Annotated in this window: 9 protein-coding genes and 1 pseudogene; 2 read left to right on the forward strand and 8 right to left on the reverse strand. The window is 57.3% G+C overall.

What is annotated here, in order from left to right:
* Nucleotides 1-4 precede the first annotated feature (4 nt).
* The 6 genes and pseudogenes from AB8B31_RS24265 to AB8B31_RS24290 all read right to left on the reverse strand — a co-directional run bounded on the left by AB8B31_RS24265 (nt 5) and on the right by AB8B31_RS24290 (nt 6,331).
* Complete coding sequence (locus tag AB8B31_RS24265) at nt 5-838, reverse strand: carbohydrate ABC transporter permease (protein ID WP_020572896.1); 834 nt, start codon at nt 836-838, stop codon at nt 5-7.
* A gap of 23 nt (nt 839-861) precedes the next feature.
* A complete protein-coding gene (locus AB8B31_RS24270) occupies nt 862-1,779 on the reverse strand; it encodes a carbohydrate ABC transporter permease (protein ID WP_018516778.1) in 918 nt (305 codons plus the stop codon).
* A complete protein-coding gene (locus AB8B31_RS24275; RefSeq protein ID WP_032981512.1) occupies nt 1,776-3,032 on the reverse strand; it encodes an ABC transporter substrate-binding protein in 1,257 nt (418 codons plus the stop codon). Before AB8B31_RS24275 ends, AB8B31_RS24270 begins: the two co-directional genes overlap by 4 nt.
* Nucleotides 3,033-3,063: 31 nt before the next feature.
* Nucleotides 3,064-4,024 (reverse strand): annotated as a pseudogene (locus tag AB8B31_RS24280) (N-acetylglucosamine kinase).
* A complete protein-coding gene (locus AB8B31_RS24285; protein WP_018516781.1) occupies nt 4,021-4,815 on the reverse strand; it encodes a DeoR/GlpR family DNA-binding transcription regulator in 795 nt (264 codons plus the stop codon). Before AB8B31_RS24285 ends, AB8B31_RS24280 begins: the two are co-directional and overlap by 4 nt.
* A gap of 199 nt (nt 4,816-5,014) precedes the next feature.
* On the reverse strand, nt 5,015-6,331 hold the full coding sequence (locus AB8B31_RS24290; RefSeq protein WP_018245633.1) for an alpha-glucosidase/alpha-galactosidase: 1,317 nt from the start codon (nt 6,329-6,331) through the stop codon (nt 5,015-5,017).
* 99 nt (nt 6,332-6,430) lie between these two features.
* Between AB8B31_RS24290 and AB8B31_RS24295 the strand changes: the two genes are divergently transcribed.
* Nucleotides 6,431-7,297 carry a helix-turn-helix domain-containing protein gene (locus AB8B31_RS24295; protein WP_018516782.1) on the forward strand — a complete coding sequence of 289 codons (867 nt, stop codon included), beginning with the start codon at nt 6,431-6,433 and terminating at the stop codon, nt 7,295-7,297.
* A gap of 131 nt (nt 7,298-7,428) precedes the next feature.
* Here AB8B31_RS24295 and AB8B31_RS24300 read toward each other — a convergent pair whose 3' ends face one another.
* A complete protein-coding gene (locus AB8B31_RS24300) occupies nt 7,429-8,388 on the reverse strand; it encodes an HD-GYP domain-containing protein (RefSeq protein ID WP_312864638.1) in 960 nt (319 codons plus the stop codon).
* A gap of 87 nt (nt 8,389-8,475) precedes the next feature.
* Complete coding sequence (locus AB8B31_RS24305) at nt 8,476-10,290, reverse strand: putative bifunctional diguanylate cyclase/phosphodiesterase (protein ID WP_018516784.1); 1,815 nt, start codon at nt 10,288-10,290, stop codon at nt 8,476-8,478.
* A gap of 369 nt (nt 10,291-10,659) precedes the next feature.
* On the opposite strand from AB8B31_RS24305, the gene AB8B31_RS24310 reads away from it, so the two are divergent.
* Nucleotides 10,660-12,195 (forward strand): sensor histidine kinase, encoded by a 1,536-nt coding sequence (locus AB8B31_RS24310; RefSeq protein ID WP_439007586.1) that lies wholly within the window; start codon nt 10,660-10,662, stop codon nt 12,193-12,195.
* Nucleotides 12,196-12,226 lie beyond the last annotated feature (31 nt).

The following is a 12,226-nucleotide window of genomic DNA, read 5'->3' on the forward strand; positions in this document are numbered from 1 at the left end:
CCGATTATTTGACAGAACCAGCCAACAGGCCGCTGACGAGGTAACGGTTGAGGAAAATGACGACGAGGGCGGGAATGACGATCGCGATCGAGCCGCTCGCCGTGATGAGGCCGTAGTCGATGAAGTTCTTGGTTACGAATTCCGGGATCAGAACGGTCAAGGGCTTCGTTGCCTGGGGCGAAAAAATGAGCGGTACGAGATACTGTCCCCATGCACCAAGAAAGGTAAGGATCGCCGCTGCCGTCAGACCCGGTCCGGCCAGCGGCAGGACGATATTGAAGAAGATGTAGAGCCGGCCGGCTCCGTCGAGTTGCGCTGCCTCTTCCAGTGCGATCGGAAGAGCTTCGAACACGCTGCGCAGCAGCCATAACGACAGGGGCAGGAAGGCCGAGACATAGATCAGCGAGACGCCCACATAGGTATCGACGAGATGCAGCTTGATCATGATCTGATAGAGTGGGATCAAGACCGCGTAGGCAGGAATGGCCAGAGTCGCGACGACGGCGACAAAAAGCACTTTGCGGCCAGGAAACTGAAGCCTAGTGAAAGCGTACGCGCCAAGAGAGGATATCGCGACGCAAAGCAGGGTGGCGGCGATTGATGTCACCACGCTATTGAGCAACGCGGCACGGAACTGTTTGAATACCTCCACACCCCCGATCCGCGCAATATTGATGCCGAGCAGCCGGGAGTAGTGATCGAGCGTAAAGTGCTGCGGAAAGAAGTTGATCGGTCGGGTCGAAAAGTCTTCGCTGGGCGTAACCGAACTCGCGATGGTCCAGTAGATCGGCCCTAGAGACCAGATCAACAGGACGACGACACCGGTCCAAATCATCATTCGATAGGCAATAGTAGATCTCATCAGTCGAACCGTGTGTTGCGATAGACACGAAGGACGTAGACGAGCGAAATCAGCAGAGACACGAGAGTGATCACGACCGATAGCGCCATGCCATACGAGAAGCGGAGATTCTGGAAGGTTTCGAGGTAGATCTGGACGAGCACCGGTCGGGTCTCGAGGCTGGCACCCGCCAGAACCCAGGCCTCGTCGAAGAGATTGAAAGCATTCACGGTTGCGTTCGTCATGGCGACAGCGATCGCACTGCGAACCAGCGGAAGGGTTACCCATCCGAACATCTGAACGCGCGTCGCTCCATCGATTCGCGCAGCCTCATAGAGATGAGCAGGGATACTCTGCATCGCCGCAAGGACGATGACGATCGTCAAAGGCATCATGCGCCAGACGTGGACGATTGTTACGGCGACGATGGCGCTGGTGCGATCGTTGAACCAGACGTGATTTTCGAAGGGGAGCCCGAGCGCCGAAAGAATGCCGTTCAACAGACCCGCACCAGGTTGATAAATCCAAAGCCAAATGACCGAATTTACAACGCCGGGCAGCGCCCAGGGCAAGATCACTGCTGCGAGAACCCACTGCCGCCCGACCTTGATCTGATTGATGAGAGCGGCGGCAAGAACGCCGAACACGGTTTCGGCGACGACGGCCAGAACAACGTATGTGAGCGTGTTGCTCCAGGTGGTCGCGAGCTGGCCATCCGATAGCATTCGGCTGTAGTTTTCCAGGCCGATGAATGGAGTGCCGGCCTGCATGGGGTTGACCCTGTGCAGGCTGTCCCAGACGGTTCTTCCCATCGGGTAGAAGACCAAAGCTGCCATCGTGATGACGATGGGCGACACCAACAGCAAGCCGAGTGTGGCGTCGGCGTTGAAGCCGACCCCACGCTTGCTCGTGGCCTCTTCGGACGCCAAAGCGGTCATTGCGCCATTGCCTGCTTGGCGGCGGAAGCGATAGCCTCCATCGCCTGGTCGACGCTCATCTGTCCCTTGGCAGCGCTATTGATCGCTGTGTTTACGCCGCTGGAAAATTGCGGATACCAAGGCGGCGTGCCTTGCGGGAAGAGCGGCTCAACGGTTTTGGACTGTGCCACGAGAGCATCGCCGCTGTTTAGCTTTCCAGACTCGTTGAGTTCGGAAAGCGCCGACGTGCGGGTCGGCAGGAAGCCGTTCACGGCATTCTTCTTTTGGAAGTCCCTGCTGGTGAACCATTTGACGAAGGCGATCGCAGCCTCCTTGTTGGGAGAGACGTTTGGAATAGCCAGCGCTTCTGGAAGGCCGAAACTGCGCGTTTCACCACTCGCCGTCGGCACGAGGATCGCTTCAACCTGGCCGGCGACTTTCGACTGCTTCGGGTCGTTCATCTGGCCGAGACGACCGGGCTCACCGGAGATCATGATGCTGGTGATGCCCTGCCCGAACATGCTCTCATTGATCTGGCTGTCTTTCAAGCCGGTAGACGCCGGATCGACCAGCCCTTCTTTGAGGAGCATCAGCTCGAAAGCAAGCGCCTTGTAACCAGCCGAATCCGGCGAGGTGAAGAGCGGATTGAAGTCCTTGTCGAAGAGTTCGCCACCGAAGGCCTTGGTCAGCAAGTACCAGCTCGTTGACGCGCCTTCGGTTGCTGAAACCGGCAGGCCGATCGGATACTCGACAATGCCCTTTTCCTTGATCTTCTTGGCTGCAGCGACCAGCGCATCCAATGTTTTCGGCATCTCGGTGATGCCTGCATCCGCGAAATGCTTCTTGTTGACGAGCATCACCCGGAAGTCGTTGGTGTAGGGGATACCCAATAACTTGCCGTCGACGGTGAAGATCTTCGCAACACCGATATCTTTCACGGTGTCGGCGTCGATCACATCGTCAAGCGGCATATACCAACCGGCGGCGCTGAACTGACCGGTCCAGGACCAATCGAATTCGGTCACATCAGCCGGCGCTGTCCCGGCAACCAAAGCCGTCACCAGCTTCGGGCGGATGTCGTCCCAAGACAAGGTCTGCAGGTCGACGTGAATGCCGGTTTCGGCCTCGAAGTCAGAGGCGATATTCGGTCCCTGCGGCGATGGCATGAGCACCGTGATCGACTGGCCGGCAAGCGGCTTGGCGTCCTGGCCAAGAGCGGGTACGGCGATTGCCAGGGCTGCTGATGCAAGTAGAGGCAAGATCAATTTATGCATGTTCCCATCCTTCATTATTCTTGAGCTCAATTCACTGGGATGCGCAGTCACCGCCTTCGGCCGTGGCCACGATTTGCCCCGAACCAGCCGTCGTCTAACGGCCAGTCGAGAAGCTGGGCGGCAGCCAGAAGCGCGCCGCCAATGGGGCGAAGTTTCGGCAAAGCCGGAGGCCTGCCAATACGGCGTTCAAGCGCCTCCAGAAGTAGCCGGCTCGAAAAAGTACCACCAGCATAAGTCCAGTCGGCATCCGGATCACAATGGCCGGCAATTGCCGCATGATGTTTCGCCAATTCATCGGCGGCCTGCTCGATCAACCCGATCGCCCCTTTGTCGCCGCCAAGTGCGACCTGATCGACGAGGGCCGAAATTGCTGCAATGTCTGCCCGTGGGTTCGCCAAGGAGCTGGCCCAATCGCCGAGGCCATTCATGGGATTGCTCGGGTCGATGTGAAGGTGGTCAAACAAGGCCTTTGCGAGATCCGTTGCCGGAGCACGCCCATCCAAGCTTTGGCTGACGAGGTTGAGCGCCCTCTGCCCGATCCAATGACTGCTGCCCTCGTCGCCGACGAGATCTCCCCAGCCGCCAGTGCGCGCCGACTGGCCTTTGGAATTACGCGCCCATGCCATTGAACCTGTGCCGGAAAGAATGAGGATACCCGGCTCACCCGCAAAAGCACCGAGATGCGCCGCGTCGACGTCGTTGAGGACGCGCCGGTGGACGTTTGGGAACAGGCGCTCGATCGCATCCCGTTGTAGAACCGACAGGCGCTCAACCTCCCCGTAGGCGGGCAGCGCTGCGGCGACGGCCGCCAGATTTCCTTCATCGCGAAAGGGAAGGAGATGCTGCTCCAGCTCCTGGAGCCAATTCGGATTGTCCATGGGATTGACCCCGTGGCCGCGGGAACGCCGCAATATCCGGCCACGCTTGTCCGCGAGGGCAACCAGCACCTTGCTTCCGCCACCGTCGATGCCGAGGATCAGCGCGTCGCTCACTCTTTCGCCCTCAGGTCGGCGATCGTTGCGTCGACGCCGAAGTTGACAAGCTCGTCGCGCCAATGCCGCGAAAGCCCGGAATCGGTAATGACTTTCGCGGTGTCCAGCGGCGCGACCTTGTAGGTCGCCGTGGTTCCAAATTTCGAGGAATCGGCCAGGACGAAACGATTGGCTGACCGAGCCAGCATACGCCGGTTGAGGCTCGCTTCCGCACTGTCCACGCTGTAGATCGCACCGTCGGAACTAATGGCGCTGGCGCCAAGAAAGAGCTGGTCGAACCATAAAGTTTCCAGCATTGCCTCCGCCTGAGGTCCGACAAGCGACGCATTCTCGCTACGGAGCTGACCGCCGAGAAGCACCACCTCCAAATTCGGAATATTCAGGAATTCCTGCGCTACCGTCAGGCCGTTGGTGAATATCCTGAGCGGCAGGGGGTTGATGCGAACGAGGCGCGCAAGCTGCAGGACGGTCGTTCCCGCGTCGAGAAAGATTGCCGTACGCGGATGAAGCAGATCGTAGGCCGCGGTTGCAATCGCCCGCTTGGCCGATAGATGGCGCTTTTCCCGCTCCTGAAATGCAACCTCAACCGATGATCCTTCGGCAATGCGCGCTCCACCATGCACGCGATCAATGGCCCCCTCCTGCTCAAGGATCTGCAGATCTCTACGAACCGTGGCAAGCGATGCGCCGATCGCATCGGCAAGCGCCTGGATGGTCGAAAAGCCGTTCGCGTAGAGGTGGCTGCGAATGGCATCCAGCCGATCGACCTTTACTCCGACTGCTTGGCTCAACGAAATTCTCCCTCACGATCCACCCCAATTTCGATCACATTTTCATTTCATATGATCAGTGTCAATCAATTTTCTGACGTTTTTTGATTTATTGGATGGGAGCCGGAATGAGAAGAGGCGCGCCGTGAATTCACGGCGCGCCAATAACGAATGAACTGCCATGCGCAGCAGCGCTTGTGGCTGGCTTATCCGCGGGATCTCACTGATATCTCGGCAGCAGATCGCCGTGCGCATCGATCAGGTCGTCGACAAGGTTCCAGATTTGGTCTGGCGACAATTCCGCAGATGTATGCGGATCGAGCAGAGCGGCTTGGTAGATGCGCTCGCGGTTTCTTGTGAGAGCCGCCTCGACCGTCAACTGCTGAACAGAAACGCTCAAGTTCATGACGGCGGAAAGCTGCGAGGGGATCCGACCGACCCGGATCGGCTGAATTCCGTTTCTGTCGACATGGCAAGGCACTTCCACGATGCATTCATCGGGCAGATTCTCGATCAGGCCGTTGTTTGGCACATTGCCGTATATCAGCGCCGGGTTGCCGGTTACCGCGGCATGAATGATGCCGGCCGCGTATTCATTGCTGCGGCACACCTCGATCGGCTTGTCGCCTTCCAGTTCCTTGCGCAGGGCATGCCACTCTTTGATCTGCACTTCGCAGCGCCGGATGTATTCGTCCAACGGAATATTGAGCTGATCGATCAGATCCCCTCGTCCCTCCTTGATGTACCAGGAGGTATACTCGGAGAAATGCTCGCTGGATTCGGTGACGAAGTGGCCGAGCCGTTTGAGCACATCGAACCGCACCCGATCGTCCGGCGGAACGCGGCCATCGGCGGCGAGAGCGTTCAGTCTCGGATAGAGATCTTCCAGCCGTCCGTCGCTGTGAACTTTCTCATATTTCAGGAAGAAGGCGACGTGATTGATCCCAGCCGAAACGTAGTTTACGTCGGCAATGTCCTCGCCAAGGCATTGCGCGAGATGCCCGGCTGTGTGTTGCACACTATGACACAAGCCGACGGTCCGGATTTCCGGGGCCAGATCCTTGATCGCCCAGCAGTTGATGGCCATCGGGTTGACGTACTGCATCAGAAGAGCCCGAGGGCAAACCTCCTGCATGTCTCGGCAGATCGCCTCAAGGACTGGTATCGTCCGCAAACCGCGGAAAATACCCCCGATGCCAAGGGTGTCGGCGATCGTCTGACGCAAGCCATATTTTTTCGGAATGTCGAAGTCCGTGACGGTAGCCGGCTTATAGCCACCGACCTGCATCATGAGGATCACGAAATCAGACCCGCGTAGTGCTTCCCGCCGGTCGAGCGTGGCGTCGATCCTGACGCTTGAAAGCTTAAGCGACTCGCAGATCCGGCGAGCGACGATTTCTGACGTCTTCAGTCGCTCTGGATCGATATCGAAGAGGCTGATGACGTAGTCGCTCCCTCTCTGCGTGGACAGGACATCTCCCAGAATGTTCTGGGCAAAAACGGTGCTGCCAGCGCCAACCAGACAAATCTTCGGCATTGCAATCTCCCCATGGGTTGTGATTGCTTATTGCTCCTTCTAGATCAGAATTTCTTCCTGACATCGGCCTATTAATTCCGGGATTCGAGTCTCCTACAAATGAAACATAGCCAAAGCCGCGGCGAATGGATTGGATCCAGAGGGCAGTTCCTGATCGAGCGTCACATCGCTGATGCGATGGCCGCACCGCATTGGCACGACCACGTTGAATTAAACCTGCTCATGGCAGGCCAGATGACCTACCTTTTCAATGGAAGGCTGGAACAGGTTGAGGCCGGCCGCCTGGTTTTATTCTGGGCCGCAATTCCCCATCAGACGATCGCTGTTGCCGAAAACGCGCCGCTCGTATGTCTCTATCTTCCCCTTATCGATTTCCTTGGTCTGCCGGTGGACAGAAAGGCGAGGCAGTCGATCATGCAGGGGAGGTTTCTGGCGCAAGCAAATCAGGAAACGATGGATGCGTTGACACTCCCACGATGGGAAAAGGAATGGCAGGGCGGCAGTGCGGCAAGACGGAAATTGATCGTCGAGGAAGTACGACTGGGAATACGACGTCTGATCCTGGACAATGCTGAAATCGACAATTCGCCAAGCCATGTCTCTCCGACATCGTTGGCTGGCCACGCGGTGCGCCACGTCGAGCTGCTGATCGACCTCATCAATTCCCGCTACGCAGATCCGATAAGCGTACCCGATCTCGCCAGGCTTGCGGGCATGCATCCAAGCACCGCCAACAGCGCTTTCCGAAAGGTTCTGGGAATATCAGTCAACGAATACCTGACCCGACATCGGATTGCCCGGGCGATGCAGCTTCTGACAGACACGGAGGATCCTGTCCTCCAGATCGGTTTTGACTGCGGGTTTGGTTCCAGCAGTCGCTTCTACGAGATTTTCAAGGAGCGAACGGGCACGACCCCCCGTCATTTCCGAGAAGCGGTGAACTCCAGGAACACTCCAGCACCTTGATGGGATTCAAACCGACGAGGTGGAGATCGCTCTTGTGCCCTTGGCCGCTGCTGCCGGAGTGACTGCCGATTCGGAGCGGAGTTGCAATTGACGTTTGGCCGCTGCGACGCGCCGTCCGACAAATGTCGGCTCTAGTGGAGCGTGCCGCTGATCACCATTTTTGATACGAATGCGGAAAGAAGCTGGCTGTCGAAATGGCCCGGCGAATTCATCATCATGTTGATTGCCTCCGCTTGCGAGAAGGCGCGCTTATACGGCCTGATTGTGGTCAACGCTTCGTAAACGTCACAAATCGCCGCAAGCCGGGCTACGTAAGGGATCTTCTTTCCGGCGAGCCGACCAGGATAGCCAGAGCCATCGAACTTTTCGTGGTGGTAGCGACAAATGTCCAGCACCTGCTTGGGAACATGCGCGACATGAGAGACCAGCTCATATCCTCGCTGAGGATGCCCGCGCACAAGATCCATTTCCTCGGCCGTCAGTTTACCGGGTTTCGTCAAAATTTCGTCCGGCAGCGCCATTTTTCCAAGATCGTGAACCAGTCCACCGAGTCCCAGGACCCGTACCTCCTCTTCTCCATGACCGAGGCTGCGCCCCAGGGTGATCATCAGCGCGCTAACCGCCAGCGAGTGGAGGAACGTCAGCTCATCTTTTTCTTTCAGCTTCGCGACCGCGATCAGCGCACCGGCATTGTCGAAGGCTGCCGACATGATCCGCTCCACAGCCGAGCTTGCCGCATCGCTGGCAAAGGAGGCTTTGATCCTAGCGTGGGCAAGCATTTGGCGGATCTGCGGTCTCGTATCCTCTACGCATTCCCTCGCCTGCTTGATATCCTTCGCCGAAAACACGGCACGAAGCTGGGCGTCAAACGCAGCCCGGTCGATGTCCTGTGTCGCACCCGGGTCGACATCCGCGCCTTTTCCGACGTCGATCACGACCGTCATCAGGCGGCTTGCCATCAAACTCTCGACCTGACCGGCCGCCGAGATCAGGAACGGCTTGAACCGGCGTGTCCTGTCTTCCCCCTCAATCTCGACGTCCTCGACATACATTCCGACCCGCAATTGGCTGACATGTATCCGTTTTCGCATCTCTGATCCGTTCAAAATGATCTTGGTACTCATGTGTTGTCTCAGGTATCGGGTCTGGCCCGAGCGCGAAAACCTCGCCCAGGGAGGCTATCGGGCTCCGGCACGGGTCTTGTCTTTGTTGGGCCATTGTCCATGCTGCTCTAAAATGGCTGCGGCAGCCGTTCGATCGACTGCTTTCGAAAAGAGGTAGCCCTGTCCGAGCTTGCAGCCGAGCTGGCTCAACTGAGCAGCTTGGGATTCTGTCTCAATCCCCTCTGCGACAACCCGGATTCCCAGCTTGTCAGCTATTCCGATCAGGCCTTCAACGATGAAAGTTCCTGCATCGCCGGGCACCATGCGATCGATGAAGGACTTGTCGATCTTGATGATGTCGACCGGCACCGTCAGCAGATGGGTCAAAGACGCGTAGCCCGTGCCAAAGTCGTCGAGGGCAACCCGTAAGCCCTTGGACCGAAGAGCCTTTATCTCCTCCGCCACAACATAGTCCCGTTGTCCGAGGTAAACCGATTCCGTTACTTCGAGGATGATGTGCTTAAGAGGAACCTCCGCTTCCCCGAAAATGCGGCACAGCCTGTCTTGCAGATTACCGCCACGAAAATCTGCGGCAGACAGGTTGATGCCGACATGTTGAAGAGGAAGGCCTCGGGCGAGCCAGCTCCGGATGTCCCTTGCAACCCTCAGTAACATCCGTTGTGTCAGCTCAGCAGCAATATGGGCGTCTTTCGTGGCCTCATGGAAATGCGCTGCGGCTATGATTTCGCCGGAAGGCGTGGTCATTCGACACAAGGCTTCGAAACCGACAATTTCGCGAGTATCCAGGCGCAATATCGGCTGGTAATGCGCGTCGATCCGATCCTCTTCCAGGGCGACGCCCACATCGCGAACCGCCCTGAAGCGTCGGGTCAGGGCGGTGCCCAGGCCGGGATAGTGTTGCACGTACCGGCCGCGATTGTGTTCTTTCGCATGATAGAGCGCCACATCGGCGTTCTGGCGGATCTGGTTAGGGTTTGGTTCCATCTCAGCCAGCGCACCGCCAATCGTCGCGGCGGGAAAGACGACATGACCGTCGCAGGTTGACGGAGAGGACAGTGCTTTCAAGATGTCGGTTGCCCTGACATTCAGATCAAGGTCCTTGTCGTCCGACACAATGACAGCAAACTCATCTCCACCGAGCCTAAACGTGTTTTTGGGGCCTGCTGTCGCGGCGATCCGGTCTGCAACCACTTGAATCAATGCGTCGCCGGCTGCGTGCCCGAACGTGTCGTTCACGAGTTTCAAGTTGTCGATGTCCACCAGCAAGATGCCCCAGGCGCGCCGGGATCGAGGCAGCTCCTCGGCTAGAAGCTGGTTGAAACGAGCGCGATTCGACAGTCCTGTTAAAGCGTCACTGTATGTCAGCCGCTGACGTTCCATTACACGTTCTTCGCGATCGATGGCGATTATGCAGAGATGGACACAGGCGTCGACGAGGTCCCGTTCGATGGCCTTCGGACCGCGGTGGTCTCGATAGTAGAAGGCGAAGCTACCAATCACCTGCTCGCCACGCTTGATCGGGCTGGACCAGCAAGCCTTCAATCCCAGTGGAAGGACCAGGGACTTGAAGTCCTGCCAACGAGCATCAGTCGAGATATCGGTGACAATGACCGCTTCACCGAAATAGGCAGCAGCCCCACAGGAGCCCGCAAGAGGACTGGCCTCAAGATTGTCGACAGCCGCTGAATAGTGAGGCGGTAGGGAAGGTCCAGCGAGTGTGTGAAGACGGCTCCCGTCGAACGTCAGCACCGAAGCGATGATCCCAGGAACGGCGGCCTCAACCTCGAGGCAAAGTTGCTCCATCGTTGCTGCCAGCGGTTCCCCTTTGGCAATCATTTCCAGAATGGCATTCTGCAACTCAAGGATCATGACGTCACTTCCCGGAAGGAGACCCTCCCTAGCAAACCGACTTTCAGATCAGGTTACGCGGTTGATTAGATTTTGATCGAATAGACGCCGATGATCAGTTAAGAACCCCGTCGTGCCGAGCCTCGCGTGCGAAAGGTTTTATCCATCATTCGGATCTCCTTCTCGAACGGAGTGGGATTGACCGAATGTCGCGGTCATTCTCTAAAGGTGACTGTGAACATACAATCCTCAGTCGTACTTTTGAGGACGCCGAGTAGTGAGCACTGCATAATTTTCGAGAGTCAGAAATCAGCTTATCGGATATGGTTCGGAATGCGTTGCAATGTCCCCGTCTGGCCGTCGCCGCACTATGGAAATTGGCCCAAAAAGATGATCGGTGGCGATAAATACGTTGGCTCGGTAGGCAAAGCATCGCTCGCGATCATCGCGCTGATGTTCCTGTCATTCACCACCCTCTTGTCGATCTGGCTCATATCCAGTTACGAGACAGCTGTTCGCCGGGGCGATGAGGGTGTCAGCGCCGCTTCCAAAATCGTTGCAGCGAACGCGAATTGGTTGAATTCCCTTGCTCGGGAGACCCTGCACCGAATTGATGATGCTCTGGGGCCGAGTACATCTTTGCCCGGCCCCGATCGGGTGCGCGATCTCGACGCTGCCGTCTATGACCTTCCTCCTCAGGCGACAGCCTATGTCATCGGGGCAGATGGAAAAACGCTCTTTTCGAACGATCGCGATATCAAGCCGATCAACGTTACGGACCGCGACTACTTCGTTCGGTTGAGAAACGGCGCTGACGAATATACATCCCCGCTGATCATCAGCCGCCTTTCCCAGCGGCAGATATTCGTCTTCAGCCGCAGGCTCGAACGCAATGGCGTGTTCGCTGGCGCCGCCGTGATTGCCTTCGACGCGAGCATCCTAAGGCCAATATGGGACGCGGTCGCGATAGGCGAGAACTCGATTGTCGGCCTCATCAGGCGCGACGGGCAACTTATCGCCCGATACCCGGAACCCGCCGGACCAGTCGATATGCGAAACCACAAGCTGTTTACCGACTATATGAGGAAGGCGACATCAGGCACATATCGCTCCGTGTCGCCAGTCGACAATGAAGATCGCCTGGTCGCATACCGAATCCTCGAACGCACCCCTTTTGTGGCCATTGCTTCGGCAGATATCAACGTAATCATGCAGCCCTTTTGGGAGGATGCCAAAATCGCGGCTTTATTGGTCGCTTTCGCCCTCGTCGGGGCTTTGGCAGCTGCATTGTGGATTCAGAACCTCATCAAGGTGGACACATTGCACACCAGGCAGCTTGCGGATGCGTTGCGATCGAATGAAACGCTCATGCGCGAGATACACCATCGAGTGAAGAACAACCTGCAGACGGTGATGGCCCTGCTGCGCTTGCAGGGTTTTGAACCGGAAGCCGTTCAAAAATTAAACGAGCGCATCTCTGCGATGTCCGCAGTTCACGAGCAGATGTACGGCTTCGACCAGTTTAGCGGAATATCTGCTCGGGAATTCATTCCATCATTCGTTAGGACACTCGTAGACGTCCATGGTCGCGCCGTTTCCGTTGACTTTGAAATCGACGACATCGTGATTGCGGCCGACAAGGCAACGCCGTTTGCCCTCCTGCTCAACGAGTTGATTGCCAACAGCATGAAATACGCCTTCGACGGCCGGGCATCCGGAAATATTCGCGTCATGCTGCACGCGACTGAAGGAGAGGAATCCCAACTGACCGTCGCCGACGACGGGATTGGTTTTGATGGCCGATCGGACAGCGCCGGGATGGGGACGCGGCTGATTAAAGCCTTCGTAAATCAACTGCATGGCGAGGCGAGATACAATCGCCTGGAAGGAACGCAGTTTACGGCAACCCTCAAGCTTACCGATTGAGCGAGAGCTAATTCGAAGCCACCTCCCTGCC

The organism is Rhizobium sp. 62_C5_N11_2 (genome assembly GCF_051811185.1).
Taxonomy (GTDB): domain Bacteria; phylum Pseudomonadota; class Alphaproteobacteria; order Rhizobiales; family Rhizobiaceae; genus Rhizobium; species Rhizobium leguminosarum.